This is a genomic window from Pseudomonas sp. AP19, from assembly GCF_001728855.1.
GTDB classification, from domain to species: Bacteria; Pseudomonadota; Gammaproteobacteria; order Pseudomonadales; family Pseudomonadaceae; genus Aquipseudomonas; species Aquipseudomonas fluorescens.
In genome coordinates, this window is the sequence record NZ_LXJP01000009.1 from 50,009 (window position 1) to 64,148 (window position 14,140).

Consider the following 14,140-nt stretch of genomic DNA (forward strand, 5'->3'; position numbering starts at 1 on the left):
CTTCTAACAAGGCTTGTCACCTTGTGGAGCATCGTCGTGCCCAGAATCATCTCTCCAAACACGCCAGAAGCGTCGCTGGACGAACACAGTGAACACAACGCCAAGATTTTCGGTTCACCCAAGGACCGTCTTGACTTCTACCGCCGCGAAATTCAGTACGAAACCACCATTCTGGCCAACCGCACCGACGCCTATCTCAGCGCACAGTCGTTCCTGGTCATCGCCTTCGTCTCCGGCATGGGCAACTTGAACCCGGAGTGGGGCAAGCTGTTTACCCTGGTGGTCCCGGTGTTCCTGGTCATGCTCGGTGTGCTCAGCTCGCTGAATGCCTGGCCGGGCATTCGCGCGGCGTATGAAATCATTGACCACTGGCACTACAAGCAGAGTGAACTGCTGCGCAGCGAGCCGGTGATGGGCATGGCCTATGACGATTCACCGCTGTTCTGTGAGACCGAGTCGTCCCACAAGGGCTATCGCAAGTCGCTGCTGTTCTCCATGCGCGCGCCGTGGCTGTTTATGGTGTTTTGGGTATTGCTCGGCGCGTATGCGTTTTACATCCAGGTCGATAACCCGATCTCTTGAGCATCGCCGGTTAAATCGGCGGAACTTCAGCGTCCTGCGCGAGACCTTACCTTTATACAGGCGGTGTTTTTCAAGAGAGGTGACCTATGAGCACAAGCAACGATCCCCAAGTCAGCAACCGTAACGATCCGGCAATCGACGGCGGTGAGCCCGCACCCGGCACGGCGGCTGACGCGCCGAAAGATCCGAAGCCTGCCAGCGACCCCAAGGCCAAGGAAAACGACTACAGTCCAGACTTCAAGCCCGAGCGCGAGCCCAAGCCTGAAACCGACGCTGATATCGACACCCAAGGCGGTTAGAGGAGACAGTCATGTCACACGTACTGGACGACGATGAAGACCTTGACGATGAAGAACTCAATGACCCGGGCAACGAAGACCCGGGTTCATTGATGGATGATGCAGAAGTGCCGCTCAATGACCTGGACGATGCGGCGGATGTGGGCAACACCGAAACCGAACATCTTGGCTGAGCGGTTGCCTATTCAGCGTGCACCTTGGCTCGTCGTTCATACCACGCCAGCATCGGCTGCGTGCTCAACCCATGAACGACGATGCTCAAGGCTATTACCGACACTGTCAGGTTCACCGCTACCGCGCTGTTGGTGCCGCCCAGCCCATGATTGAGCGCGTAGAACAGGTAGTAAATGCTGCCGATCCCGCGAATGCCGAACCAGCCGATCAAACCGCGTTGTCGGTAATCGATCAAACGGCCCCAAGGCATCGCCAGCACGCTCACGGGGCGAATCACGCAGAACAATAGCGCGGCCACCGGCAGTGCGCGCCAATCCCAGTGACTGATCAGCACAATGCCCAACACCGTCACCAGAAACACCTCCATCGAACGCTCCACCAGGCTGCCGAACGAGAGCATGTCGCCCATCATCACGCCAGCGGCGATCTGCGTATCCGCCAGTTCGCTGACATCGCCTTGCAGGGCGCGCTCAGGCGCCACCTCCAGGTGGCCCACCACCGGCAGTGCCAGATGTTCCGATGGGGTCACCGAGTGGCCCGTGGACCTGAACTCCGCTTGGCGCAAGCCCAGCCCGGCGGCGAATACCGACAGAAAGCCATAGCCGCCCACCGCCTCAGCGGCCACATAGGCCAGCGCAATCAACGCCAGGGTCAGGTAGTCGTTCGGGGACAGCGTGCTGTCTTCATTGCTGATGCGCATCCATAGCGTCACGCGACCGATGCCACGGCCCATCCAGTAGCCGATCAACAGCCCGGCCGGCACCGCCCACAGCAGGTTTTTCAGCACCCAGCCACCGAACCAGTCACCGTCAAACCCGGCGTGCTGCATGAACAGCAGGGCAAAGATCACGAAGGGAAAGGCGGTGCCATCGTTCAAGCCGGCTTCGCCGGACAGGCCAAAGCGCAGTGCGTCATAGTCCTGCGCATTGTTGACCTGGACCAACCCCGCCAACACCGGGTCGGTCGGCGCGAGTATCGCACCCACCAACAACGAGACGCCCCAGGACAACGCGAACACGTAATGCAGTGCCAGGCACACCCCGAGGATGGTCAACAGCATCACCGGGCCCGCCATACCAAACGCGATCCGCCATGTGCGATGCCTGAGAGGCAGGCGCAGTTTCAAACCGCTGACGAACAAGGAAAACAACACCGCCACTTCGGTCAGGTGTTCCATCCAGCGCGCCGAGTTTTTGATATCCAGGTGCAACAGGTCCACACCCAGCGGGCCGATGGCTACGCCCAGCAACAGGCACACCGCTGAGGTGGTCACCGGCATCCAGCGCAAATAGGAAGAGGTGAGGGCGAGCGTGAGCAACACAGTGCCCAGTACGGCCATCCACAGAATAAAAGTCATCGAGCGTGCACCAGGCCGTGGTTTATCTCCGTTGGAGGACCACGGCGCGGTGCAGGTTCAATCGGGTTCGATCACTTATCGGCCCAGGAATGATTAGCGCCAATTTTGACTCTGAACTTTAAGTTAAGCGGGAAGTAATGCTCTTTGGTCTTCAGTAACTGATAGCGCAGTGTGATTGGCGGCACAAGGCCCTGACGCGTATACGCCTCTCTCATGCTGTGTTCAATGTTGACGATCGGACCCTGCGAGACGAGTTGTCCATCGATGCGCTTTGCTTCTTTGCCGAGGCCATCCAAACCCAGGTCGTACATGTCGGGTCTTTTCGTTCTAAGGATGTCATTAAACAGGTTCGGCCCCACGGTATCGAATATGTTCGCCTCATATTCTGTGAACTCCGGGGTGTATTGGACAGCGCCATCCGGGCCTCGAGTGGCCGTTGGCCGATGGGCGGCAAAGTAGGCTTTGTTAGCCTCAAACCGTTTAGCCATCTCCTTGATCACCTCGTCAAGCACTGGGTTGGCGGGGCGAGTAGCAAAGTTGCTGGTGTTATAAAAGGATTTATAGTCAGTCACGTGGTGCGTCACTGACGCACCGAGCAGCACGTCGTCGGCGCCCGCAGTTACAGCGACGGCATCGACGTTGGATTGGATAAGATCATCGGTATCCAGGTAAAAACCACCGTGCTTATTCATGATTGGGTAGCGGGCTACATCCGAAGCTGCAGCCAGATTTTGTCCTTGCCCGCGTCGGAAGTAGCTGTACATTTCGCCGTTCATGAGCTGCTTGAATGCGGCATCTTCATTCAGGTTGAGCACCGTCACGCCAGGCACTTTATCCTTGAGTGTGCTTTTTATCTGTTCAAACACAGCCGGGCTGTCGGCGTCCACGTGCAGGACTGATTTATACGCGGGGGCGCGGGTGGCGTTTTTGGCGATGTTATCGATCAGGTTGTCTGGCAGCTCCTGGCCTGCCCAAAAATAGTTCAGGGTCTTGGGCACGGGCGCCAACTGTGTTGGAATTCTGGGAATCGAGGAAACCTCAACAAAGTGATAGTGGTGGGCGCTGACTTTTTTAGCCTTTTTGTATTCCTCAAGTGTTCCCCCTTGCCATTTGCCGTTGCCACTTCGCCAGAAATACTGCGGAGCGTGTTCGTCGGTACTTCTCCATGCGCCGGCCACGCTGTCGAAGGCAACGTCCTGATCGGCGCCTTTGTAGTTGATCCTGAATGGACTGCCTGAGGTTTCCACACGCTTGATATCATCCATCGGCACGACGTAGGTGCTATTCCCTAACCTGAAAGGCGTCGGTGGAGCCCCCGCACCGCCCAACAGACGTTCGGCACGGGAGGAGGGTGCCCACCCGGACGAACCCAGGTCGGTGACAGGTATATCGGGGCTCGTGCCTTTCGGATGGCAGATGACGCGCTGGCCGTCCTTTACCTGCGACTCAAACAGCCTGCCATCAACCTTCACATATTCCTTTCGACTGCGGCCCACAAACACGTTGTTCTGCAAGCCTTTGGGCGATAGTTCATCGGTCGCGATGTAGCGGCTTTCATAGCCGTGTAGATCGTCCAGTGAGCGAACTTCTCCACTGGCCGCAATGCGGTTGGGGTTAAAGTCTTTCAGGGGCGGGCCAATGGCACGTTTCTTTACCGTATCGTATTCATGCCAATTGCCCTGAAACATAACCGCCTGGCGCTCGACTGTTTCTTGCCCCACCTTGACCGTGCCGGTTGCCGCCAGGCCGTGCTGTTCGCTTGCAGTCTGGATTGCGTCGTCACTGGCGATTGCGCGCAAACTGTTCGCGTCGCCCGGCTTGGGTAGATCCGGAACGAAGTTCTCCAGTGGTTTGCCGTAGGCGTGTTTGGTGTGCGGATCCAAGGCGTACCACTGATGGGTTGCCTCATCGAACTTAGCCAGGGCCTTGCTGCTGCGCGTGCTGTTGAGCGCCCTGAATGTTCCTTCCGCGATATCGGCCTTTTTTGCCAATTCCAACAGGTTGAGACTGCGGTACGAACCGCGCAGGTAATTGACCCCTTTATGGGCCTTGCCGGCGACAAACTTTACGCCCCTGGCGGCCCCCAGCGCGAGGTCATCAATACCGCCCAACGGGTTCAGCGCACCAATGGTCGCGCGCCCTAGAATCTTTAGCACCTGGGCCGCTTTTGATAACGCGGAAGCACCCGCCAAGGCGCCTTTTGCGGCCTTGGCAGCGGTACCCACACCGACCAGAAAACCAAAAATATCGAACGCCAGGTCGACCGCACCGCCAGCCGTCTTGCCCTCGCTGAAATTCTTGATCGCGGACCTGAACGGGATCAGGCCCAGAATAGCCTCGCCGATGGCTTCGTATGTCGCGTGTTCCGTCTGATAGGTCGTGGTGCCCCTGGCATAGGCGCCCACCGCAGGCAGTTCCATGTCCATGATCATTGCGTCGACCAGGTACTGGGTTCTGGCACTCGCAACGCTCTTCGGCACACCATTGCCAGCCTGGCTTTCATCGGTGATTCCAGCGGGGTACTGACCTTCGGGTTTTATCCTGTCGTATCGTTTACCTCGTGCAGGATACCAACCCTCGGTCGGCCGGTTTTCTTTATAGACCTTGCCCGGTCGCCGGGTGACAGTGCCCTGCAGTCGGTCGATTGCATACGTCATGACGCTGACTCGGCCGTTGACGGTGCGCCGGGTCTCGACCAGCAGCACGCCGGCTTCAGTACGCAGGGGTTGATCGGGGCTGTCGTAGTCAATTTCTCTGCGCACGGCGATTTCGCCAAACTCCAGATTCTGGCGGTCTTCCAGCGGCAGTTTGGAAATCAATAGTTTGAGTTGCGCGCCGGTGATCTTTTTGACCGCGTCAGCGTAATTGCGAAAGTCCTCATTGAACTGCTTGATTGGATCCGGCAAGGGTTTGAGCCTTGGCAGCACGTCGTTGATATCTATCTGGTCGGATGATGAAACCCAGACCCCAGGCTTTCCGGTATCGGAATCGGGCGGCGGCGACCTGAGCGCTCTGCCATCGATGTACAGGTCCAACAGTGAATAGGGGCCGGGGTACCAGTGGGTGTAGGGTTGCGAAGTGATGCACTTGTTCTCGAACAGCGCGGGGTCAATGGTCGGGAAGGCTTTTTTCAAATGCCCGAGGGCAATCTTTTTCGTCATCGGCGTCTCGGGGTCCGGCAGTGCGGCCGCTTCGCTCATTTCGCTGACATGCTGGTCGAACGCTTTGCGCACCTCGGACAGGGCGGTATCCGTTGTCGGATAGCCCAGACCATTGGGAACGGCCCAGGCTTTGATCGCCTCGTTCTGGGCGGCATATTCAATCTGGCGTTCCTCGTGCGAGATCGGTGCCGCGTTGGCCGCCAGCATGATTTGCGCGTAGTCCCGGAGGGCTGTCGAGCCTGGCGCTTTGGCTTCCTCGCGAGCAACCGCCGTGGTGAAGCTGACCCAGCTGTGGGAACCGATCGTCACTTGTTTCGGGATGCCCTTGACCAGAAACTGCGGCGCGCGACTGGCGAGCATCAGGTAGGCCTGTACTGATGCTGCCGGCACGGAGGAGGCGAGGCCGTTGGCGAAGAGATGCTCCTCCAGCGCCTTGACCACCGCAGATGCCGATTGGTGGCTGTTATTGGCTGAGACCAGTGGGTAGCCGTCAATACTTGCTTCACCGCGGCTGTCGCTGTATTTCCCCACGCCCAAGGCCGCCAGCAACCAGTCGGTGGCGCTGCCTTTTACCGAGCGCGCCTCGAATGTGGCTTGAATCGCCTCGCCCAGGGCCTTGCCTCTGGGGGAGCTGACCAAACTGTCGATGAGTGGCCGCGGGTTGAGCTGTTCTTCAGCGCTGATCGGTCTGCCGTTGAGCAGATAGTCGAGGACATGCTTGAAGGGTTTCAGCGTGAGGTCGCCGAATGTTCCTTCGCGTATAGCCATCCTCAGTTGTGCCTGGTGGTCATGCGCAAGCGGTTCGGGCCACGTCAGCGCGCCGCCCAGATTGCCATGGGCGGCGGCTTTGAGGTCTGTGCTGAGGAGGGCGCTGGCCAGATTCTGCAGTTGCTCTGGGGTGGTGGGGACGTCCCAGCCATGGTCCTGCAGAAATTGCTGCAGGCTGACTTCATTGGCGGCGGTAATGCCCCCTGACCGGTAGGTACTGACGGCCGCAAGCGGGATCGTTTGTTGCAGCTCGGCCTGGAGTTGCTCGACCGCTGCGCTGCCATTTTCCAGCGCCATCGCCAGGCGTTGCAGCACAGCGCCTGCCCGGTAGCGGTTGTGGATGTCGCCCAGAATCGCTTGCTGATTCTGGAGGGCGTCCTCGCTGGTCGACTTGATCTGATCCGCGCAGCGGCTTGGATCGAGGCGATCAAAGTTAGGGTTGCGGCTGATTTCGTTGCCGCGTTTGAGCATGCCAGCCAGGGTCAGCGTCTGCGATTCCTGATAAAAACGCCCGACTAGCCACCAGGGCACCGGTACGTCCGGGCTATTGACCGGAGGCGCAATGTGCGAATTGAGGCCGATGAGCTGGGCTGCTTGAAGGATAGGCCCGCTGATAGCGGCCCACTGGCTGTCGTCCTGGCCCAGGGTGTGTAATGTGCGTTGCGGGTCACGGGAACGTTCCAGGCAGAAGGTTATTTGAGCTGACGCCGGGTCGATTTTTATTGTGCTGGTGTCGATACCCTCGGCTCGAATCCACTGCTGAACGTCAGGTGACTGGAAGGTGTCATGTAAGTGCCGCCACCATTGGCCAAAGGTGGAATGGGCAGGAATGTAATCGAAGTCATCAACCTTGATACGACGGCCGGCCAGGTTCAGGGCCATCGCGTATTGCGCTGCCAACGCCCGGTCTCCGCCGGCACGCGTGGTGGCCTCTTCTTCCAGCGGGGCAGCGGTGTCGCGTTTTTGTCTTGAAAGCGGCGGCAGTAGAGGCAGGGCTGGAGCAGGGTTAGGGGCGGCGATGAGTTGATTGGATATACGGTGCATGGGGCAGTCCTATGGCGTATGGAAACACAGCCTCGGCCTTAGCGGCTAACGAAGCATTGCCCTTGCGTAACGCCCAACGCAGATTGATTCCCTTGGCCCGCCGATTATGTGGTTACCCTATATTTCGCTCCTTCCAGGCCAGCCTGCGGGCGCAGGCTCGATGTATTGCTCCATCAGCGACGAGCCGATGGTTTTCAGGCGGATCATGTCCATCAATTGGCGCAACCCCGGCTGTGACTGGCGGCGGCTGGAGTAGTACATGCACAGCGGTTGACCCAGGCAGGCCCAGTCCGGCATGACCTCTACCAGACGGCCGTCCGCCATTTCCTGTTGCACACGGTTGGATAGGCAATAAGCAACCCCCACGCCTTGCAGCGCGGCGTTGACGATGGTCTCGGTGTCGGCAGCGCTGAAATGCCCGGGCACGTCGATACGTTGCTGCCTCGGGCCGTTGCCCAGTTCCCATTTGTAGGGGGTTTTATCGCCCAGGTACATGCGGATGCACGAATGCTGCAGCAGGTCTTGGGGGGCCTGCGGTATACCGCAGCGTGCAAGGTAAGCGGGCGAGGCGACCATGATCCAGCGCAACGTCCCGGTCAGCGGCACCGCCACCATGTCCTGCGGCACGGTGGCGCCATAACGGATGCCCGCGTCGTAGCCTTCGGCAACGATATCGATCATGGCGTCCTCGACGATCACGTCCAGGCGCAGTTGCGGATAGGCGTTGGTGAATTCACCCAGGATCGGCGCCAGCAGCAGCGCCGCCGCATCGCGTGGCACGTTGAGGCGCAGGCGGCCGATGGGCGATTCGCGGTGCAGGTCGAGTGTGTCGAGGCCATCCTGGATCATCGCAAAACCCTGGCGCAGCTTTTCGGCTAGCAGGGTGCCGGCGTCGGTGGGCTCCACGGCGCGGCTGGTGCGGTACAGCAGTTTGACCCCGAGGCGCGTTTCCAGGTTGCGCATGGTATGGCTTAACGCCGACGTGGTGACCCCCAGTTCGTGGGCCGCATGGCGAAAACTGCGGCGCCGGATGATCGTCATGAACACATTGAGATCGGCCAATTCGGAACGATTGAAAGCCGCCATTACAAGCCTCCTTTATAGCGGTTCGGTTGCACGCGGCGTTGAGCCCTATTCAACCTTGGATGATCTAGAGTAATGGCTTTTATACGTCGCGTTACCGGCAGGGGTCATTTTTAATGCGCATCGAGACCCTCCGGATTGCCGGCATCGACAAACCCGTCGCGCGGATTGCCCTCGGTACCTGGTCCATGGGCGGGCATTTGTGGGGCGGCGCGGATAACGAGCAGTCGATCAGAACGATTCGCCATGCGTTGAACTGCGGCATCAACTTGATCGACAGCGCGCCAGTCTACGGCCTTGGCCTTTGCGAAACGCTGATCGGCAAGGCACTGCGCGGCCAGCGCCACAGTGCGGTGATCGCCACCAAAGCGGGCGTGCAATGGGATGATGGCTCGCCTTGGCGCCAGGCGACGGCGCAGCGCATTCGCAAAGCGGTGGAAGACTCATTGGTGCGGCTGGAAACGGACTACATCGACCTGTACCAGGTTGATTGGCCCGATGCGTTGCTGGCCCGCCAGGAAACTGCCGATACGTTGGAGAGCCTGCGCCGCGAGGGCAAGATCCTTGCCGTCGGCGCCAGCCACTGCTCTTGCGCACACATCAACGATTTCAGCCGGCATACCCCGTTGGCCACCGTACAGCCGCCGTACAACCTGTTTGAGCGCGCCATCGACTGCGACCTTCTGCCGTATGCCAAGCAACATTCGCTGGTGGTGTTGGCCTATGGCCCGTTATGCCGTGGCTTGCTGACCGGCAGCCTGCATGCGGCCAGCTGTTTTGCCGACGATGACAAACGCACGCTCGACGCGAAATTCACCGCGCCGCGTTTTGAGCAATACCTGGCGGCCGTGGCGGCGCTGGATAGCTATGCCCGTGAATGTCATGGCAAGTCGGTGCTCGCGTTGGCCTTGCGCTGGGTACTGGACCAAGGCCCGACCATCGCGCTGTGGGGCGCCCGTACTCCCGAGCAACTGAACGGGGTTGACGAGGCGTTTGGCTGGCGCTTGAGTGCCGAAGACCTGACACATATCGACCGTATCATCGCCAGCGAGCTGAACAATCCGCGCTAGCCGGATTCGATGACACCCTTAAAACGTTAGGGTTATGACAGGGCTGTCGGTAACAAAACACCCTCCCTGTGCGTAGAGGTTTTTGCATGAAGCGCGGTACCGTATTCAAGCTCGTCGGTGGTGGGTTGGTTGGGTTGGCGTTGCTCGGTGCCTGGCAATGGCGGGGCAATCCCGACGCCTTGTGGCAAATCGTCAGCCGGCAATGCGTGCCCAACCTGCAACAGCAGCACACCCCCAGCCCTTGCCTGGCGGTCGATCTGGACCGTGGCTACACCCTGTTAAAAGACCGCAACGGCCCACTGCAGGATCTGCTGATTCCGGTGGATAAAATCACCGGCATCGAAGACGCCGCGTTGGGCCGTGACTTGCTGCCGCATTACTTTACTCAAGCCTGGCGGCACCGCAGTGTGTTGTCGGATGGCCTGAAAAAGCCGATTCCCGACGCGTTCATTTCGGTCGCGATCAACTCCCGTTACGGCCGTACGCAGAACCAGTTGCATCTGCATATCGCCTGCCTGCGCGCGGATATCTTTGCCGTGCTCACCCAGCAAAGCAGCACCCTCAACGAACAATGGCGGGTACTGCCGGCTCGATTGATCGGGCACACATACAGTGCCCGCACGCTGACGGCGGCGGACGCCGATGCGCTCGACCCCTTGGTCGTGTTGCGTGCATATGTCGATGCCCAGGGCGCGAGCATGAGCCAATACAGCTTGCTGATGGCACCCCGCGCAGACGGCAGTTTTGTGTTGTTGACCACACACCTGGCGCTGAGTGAACTGAACCTGGGGTCGGCCGAGGAATTACAGGACCGTCACTGTGACCTGATGACCGCGCGCTGAGCCCACTGTCGCGACGAGGTGGTTAAAACACTGACTGCGACCTGTTCGCTCGATAAACGACACCCCGCAAACGTATCCATTGAACGACTGTTCAGTTTGCACTATGTTGACCGCATCCACCCCTTTGTGCGCAAACGGGTTCGCGCTTTTTCTTCTTGAACGAGAGGCTCTGGCATGCGGTTTTCCCCCTTTGTTGAGCGAATTGCAGGGCAGGGCGTCGCCGCCTGGGACATCCACCACGCCGCGTTCCACGCCGCCAGCCAGGGTGAGGACATCATCATCCTCAGCGTCGGCGATCCGGATTTTGCCACGCCTTCCTTTATTACCGACGCGGCCGTCAGTGCACTGCGCGACGGTGATACCCACTACACCGAAATCCCTGGCCGCCCCCCATTGCGCGACGCCGTCGCAGCACGCTACAGCAACACCCTGTCGCGGCCGGTGGCTGCCGAAAACGTCATCATCGTGCCCGGTGCACAGAACGCGCTGTTCATCAGCTCGTTGTGCCTGCTGCAAGCCGGTGATGAAGTGCTGGTGCTCGACCCGATGTACGTCACCTACGAAGCCACGCTCAAGGCCAGCGGTGCAACGCTGGTGCGCGTGCCGTGTTCGCCGGAGTCGGGCTTTCGCCTGGATGCGCAGGCGCTCGGCGCGGCGATTACGCCACGTACCCGGGCGATTTTCTTCTCCAACCCGAACAACCCCACCGGCGTGGTCCTTAACCCGCAGGAATTGCAAGCCATCGCCGACCTGGCCAACGCCCATGACCTCTGGGTCGTGGTGGATGAGGTGTATGAAAGCCTGGTGTTCGACGGTGAATACCACAGCCTCGCCGCACTGCCGGGCATGGCCGAACGCTGCATCGTGATTGGCAGCTTGTCCAAATCCCATGCCATGACCGGCTGGCGCATCGGTTGGATCATCGCGGCGCCGCAGATGGTTGCGCATGCAGAAACCCTGGTGTTGAGCATGCTCTATGGCTTGCCCGGGTTTGTGATGGAGGCTGCCACGGCGGCGGTGCTGGCCCATGATCAGGTGACGCAGGGCATGCGCGAGATCTACCGGCGGCGCCGTGACCTGGTGGTGACCGGCCTCGGCGCGTGCCCGGGGATCAAGGTGCAGGCGCCGCAAGCAGGCATGTTCGTGTTGATGGATGTGCGCGGCACCGGTCTGGGCTCATTGGATTTTGCCTGGCGGTTATTCCGAGAGGCGGGCGTGTCGGTGCTCGATGCCGCCGCGTTTGGTGAGCCGGCGCAAGGCTTTGTGCGGTTGTCGTTTACCCTCGGCGAGGCACGCCTGGCCGAGGCTTGCCAGCGTATTGCCGGGTTTGTTGCCAGGCTTGCCGGTGAGCCGCGAGTCGCGGCTGCGCCAGCGCGTGAAGTGCTGCCGCCGGTCGAAGCCAGGAAGATGATTGAAGTCATCGACCTGCATAAGCGTTTCGGCAATATCGACGTGCTCAAGGGCATTTCCCTCACGGCTCGCGAAGGCGAGGTGATCTCGCTGATCGGCGCCAGCGGTTCGGGCAAGAGCACCTTGTTGCGCTGCATCAACATGCTCGAAGTGCCGGATCAAGGCAGCATTCATGTCGACGGCGAAAGCATCAAGCTCAATTACGGCATGCCCGGTGCGCCGCTGGTGGCGGATGCCAAGCAACTGGTGCGCATCCGCTCGACCCTCGGCATGGTGTTCCAGAACTTCAACCTGTGGCCCCACCGCACCGTGCTTGAAAACCTCATCGAAGCCCCGACCCAGGTGCTGCGTGAAAGCCGCGCCGAAGCGATCGAACGCGCCGAAGCCTTGCTGGATCGCGTCGGCCTCGCCGCCAAGCGCAACGAATACCCGGCGTTTCTCTCCGGCGGCCAGCAGCAACGGGTGGCGATTGCCCGCGCGTTGGCCATGCGTCCCAAAGTCATGCTGTTCGACGAACCCACGTCGGCCCTCGACCCGGAACTGGTCGGCGAAGTGCTGCGCGTTATCCGCTCTCTGGCCGAAGAAGGCCGCACCATGATCCTGGTCACCCATGAAATGGCCTTCGCCCGGGATGTGTCCTCCAAAGTCGCTTTTCTGCACCAAGGCATGATCGAAGAAACCGGCACGCCGGACTCGGTGTTTATCGACCCACGCAGTGAGCGTTGCCGGCAGTTCGTCAACGCGCATCAAGCGCGCTAACTCCACACAAAGACGGGGCAAATCATGAACTCAAGACCCATGGCAAGCTGGTTGGGCGGTGCAGTGTTGATGTTGGCCGCAGGTTTTACGCTGGCGGCGGAGAAACCCATCGTGTTTGCGGTGGCGGCGGAACCCTATCCACCGTTCACCGTAAAAGGCGGGAATGGCGAGTGGTCGGGCTTTGAAGTGGACCTGATCCACAAGCTCTGCGAAGGCATGAAAGCCGAATGCCAGATCAAGGAAGTGGCGTGGGATGGCATCATCCCGTCGCTGCTGGCCAAGAAGATCGACGTGATCTTCTCATCGATGTCGGTGACCGATGAGCGTGAAAAACAGATCGCCTTCAGTCGCGCCTACTACGACTCGCTGCTGGGTGTGGCGGGGCCCAAGGGCGCGACGGTGGACATTACCCCTCAAGGCCTCAAGGGCAAGTTGATCGGTGTGCAAATCTCCACCGTCAGCGCCAATTACCTGAAGAAGTATTACGAAAACATCGCCGACATTAAGTACTACGACACCCAGGAATCGGCCAACGCCGACCTTATCGCAGGCCGTATCGACTACATGATGGCTGACGACACCGCGATCGCGATGATGGTCAAGACCCCCGAGGCCAGTGGCCTGGCGCACATCGCCAGCGTGCCCTACGACCCGATCATCGGGCGTGGCGTCGGTGCCGGTTTACGCAAGGAAGACACCGCGCTCAAGGCCCGCCTCGACACGGCCATCGGCGAGCTGCTGGTGAGCAAGGCTTTTGATGACCTGTCCCAGCATTACTTCGGCGTGTCGGTCAGCCCGTGCAAGCGTGCCGACACCCCGGCGTATGTGAGCAAAGTCTGCGACAGCCCTTATCAGCAAATCGCCCAGAAGACCGAATAAGATGTTCGACCTTCTCCGCTTCGGCGAACAGGGATGGGGTGACGCGCTGTTAAAAGGGTTATGGATGACCCTGCAAATCTCCGCCGGCGCGTTCGCCGTGGGGTTGCTGATCGGCCTGGTCGTGGCCTGCGCCAAGCTCAGCGCGCCACGCCCGATCGCCTTGTTGATGCGCGGCTACACCACGGTGTTTCGCGCGGTGCCGGAGTTACTGCTGATCCTGCTGCTGTACTACGCAGGTTCCATGGGCCTGAACGCGTTGATGCTGTGGCTGGGGTTCGAGCAGGTGAACATCAGCGGCCCGCTGGTGGCGATCCTGGTGTTGGGGCTGGTGCAGGGCGCCTACGCGTCGGAGATTTTCCGTGCGGCAATCCTGGCGATTCCCCATGGCCAGATTGAAGCGGCGCGGGCCTTTGGCTTGAGCGGCATGGGCCTGTTCCGCCGGGTGACCCTGCCGATCATGGCGCCGTACGCCCTGGCCGGCATGTCCAACCTGTGGATCAACCTGATCAAGGACAGCGCCTTGATCAGTGTGGTCGGCACCAACGAATTGCTCTACACCGCCAAGCAGGCGGCGGGTTCGACCCGTCAATACTTACTGTTCTACCTAACGGCCGCCGCCTTGTATTACCTGGTGACGCTGGCTTCCAACTACCTGTCCGGGCGCCTGGAGCGACGTATTCGTCGCTGGATGCCGGTTGTCGAGTGAGTGGGC

11 protein-coding genes are annotated in these 14,140 nt (G+C 60.0%); 8 read left to right on the top strand and 3 right to left on the bottom strand.

Annotated elements, in window-relative coordinates; genetic code table 11:
* The first annotated feature begins 36 nt into the window (after positions 1-36).
* The 3 genes from A7D21_RS09305 (at position 37) to A7D21_RS35765 (ending at position 1,054) form a co-directional block, all read left to right on the top strand.
* Positions 37-582 (top strand): hypothetical protein, encoded by a 546-nt coding sequence (locus tag A7D21_RS09305; protein ID WP_053256524.1) that lies wholly within the window; start codon positions 37-39, stop codon positions 580-582.
* A gap of 86 nt (positions 583-668) precedes the next feature.
* Entirely contained in the window at positions 669-881 is a 213-nt protein-coding gene (locus A7D21_RS09310) for a hypothetical protein (protein WP_053256150.1), read from the top strand.
* An 11-nt stretch (positions 882-892) separates the two neighbouring features.
* Positions 893-1,054 carry a hypothetical protein gene (locus A7D21_RS35765; protein WP_169875393.1) on the top strand — a complete coding sequence of 54 codons (162 nt, stop codon included), beginning with the start codon at positions 893-895 and terminating at the stop codon, positions 1,052-1,054.
* An 8-nt stretch (positions 1,055-1,062) separates the two neighbouring features.
* Here A7D21_RS35765 and A7D21_RS09315 read toward each other — a convergent pair whose 3' ends face one another.
* From A7D21_RS09315 to A7D21_RS09325, 3 genes are all read right to left on the bottom strand, one after another.
* Positions 1,063-2,412, bottom strand: a complete 1,350-nt coding sequence (locus A7D21_RS09315) for a sodium:proton antiporter (RefSeq protein WP_069551564.1) — start codon at positions 2,410-2,412, stop codon at positions 1,063-1,065.
* A 71-nt stretch (positions 2,413-2,483) separates the two neighbouring features.
* Entirely contained in the window at positions 2,484-7,385 is a 4,902-nt protein-coding gene (locus A7D21_RS09320; protein WP_083272173.1) for a glycosyltransferase, read from the bottom strand.
* Positions 7,386-7,502: 117 nt separating this feature from the next.
* Entirely contained in the window at positions 7,503-8,471 is a 969-nt protein-coding gene (locus A7D21_RS09325) for a LysR family transcriptional regulator (protein WP_069551565.1), read from the bottom strand.
* Between the two features lie 113 nt (positions 8,472-8,584).
* Between A7D21_RS09325 and A7D21_RS09330 the strand changes: the two genes are divergently transcribed.
* The 5 genes from A7D21_RS09330 (at position 8,585) to A7D21_RS09350 (ending at position 14,134) form a co-directional block, all read left to right on the top strand.
* Complete coding sequence (locus A7D21_RS09330) at positions 8,585-9,538, top strand: aldo/keto reductase (RefSeq protein WP_053256147.1); 954 nt, start codon at positions 8,585-8,587, stop codon at positions 9,536-9,538.
* 86 nt (positions 9,539-9,624) lie between these two features.
* The gene (locus A7D21_RS09335; RefSeq protein WP_069551566.1) at positions 9,625-10,380 is read left to right on the top strand and encodes a CDP-diacylglycerol diphosphatase; all 756 of its coding nucleotides are present in this window, start codon (positions 9,625-9,627) and stop codon (positions 10,378-10,380) included.
* 174 nt (positions 10,381-10,554) lie between these two features.
* The gene (locus A7D21_RS36475) at positions 10,555-12,549 is read left to right on the top strand and encodes an aminotransferase class I/II-fold pyridoxal phosphate-dependent enzyme (RefSeq protein WP_069551567.1); all 1,995 of its coding nucleotides are present in this window, start codon (positions 10,555-10,557) and stop codon (positions 12,547-12,549) included.
* Positions 12,550-12,573: 24 nt separating this feature from the next.
* Positions 12,574-13,428 carry a transporter substrate-binding domain-containing protein gene (locus A7D21_RS09345; RefSeq protein ID WP_069551568.1) on the top strand — a complete coding sequence of 285 codons (855 nt, stop codon included), beginning with the start codon at positions 12,574-12,576 and terminating at the stop codon, positions 13,426-13,428.
* Position 13,429: 1 nt separating this feature from the next.
* The gene (locus A7D21_RS09350; RefSeq protein WP_053256143.1) at positions 13,430-14,134 is read left to right on the top strand and encodes an ABC transporter permease; all 705 of its coding nucleotides are present in this window, start codon (positions 13,430-13,432) and stop codon (positions 14,132-14,134) included.
* The last annotated feature ends 6 nt before the right edge of the window (positions 14,135-14,140 follow it).

What these genes read in the sequence shown, in the direction of transcription:
- A7D21_RS09310 (WP_053256150.1), top strand. Translation starts at nt 669, where the DNA reads ATGAGCACAAGCAACGATCCCCAAGTCAGCAACCGTAACGATCCGGCA.
- A7D21_RS35765 (WP_169875393.1), top strand. Translation starts at nt 893, where the DNA reads ATGTCACACGTACTGGACGACGATGAAGACCTTGACGATGAAGAACTC.
- A7D21_RS09315 (WP_069551564.1), bottom strand. Translation starts at nt 2,412, where the DNA reads ATGACTTTTATTCTGTGGATGGCCGTACTGGGCACTGTGTTGCTCACG.
- A7D21_RS09320 (WP_083272173.1), bottom strand. Translation starts at nt 7,385, where the DNA reads ATGCACCGTATATCCAATCAACTCATCGCCGCCCCTAACCCTGCTCCA.
- A7D21_RS09325 (WP_069551565.1), bottom strand. Translation starts at nt 8,471, where the DNA reads ATGGCGGCTTTCAATCGTTCCGAATTGGCCGATCTCAATGTGTTCATG.
- A7D21_RS09330 (WP_053256147.1), top strand. Translation starts at nt 8,585, where the DNA reads ATGCGCATCGAGACCCTCCGGATTGCCGGCATCGACAAACCCGTCGCG.
- A7D21_RS09335 (WP_069551566.1), top strand. Translation starts at nt 9,625, where the DNA reads ATGAAGCGCGGTACCGTATTCAAGCTCGTCGGTGGTGGGTTGGTTGGG.
- A7D21_RS36475 (WP_069551567.1), top strand. Translation starts at nt 10,555, where the DNA reads ATGCGGTTTTCCCCCTTTGTTGAGCGAATTGCAGGGCAGGGCGTCGCC.
- A7D21_RS09345 (WP_069551568.1), top strand. Translation starts at nt 12,574, where the DNA reads ATGAACTCAAGACCCATGGCAAGCTGGTTGGGCGGTGCAGTGTTGATG.
- A7D21_RS09350 (WP_053256143.1), top strand. Translation starts at nt 13,430, where the DNA reads ATGTTCGACCTTCTCCGCTTCGGCGAACAGGGATGGGGTGACGCGCTG.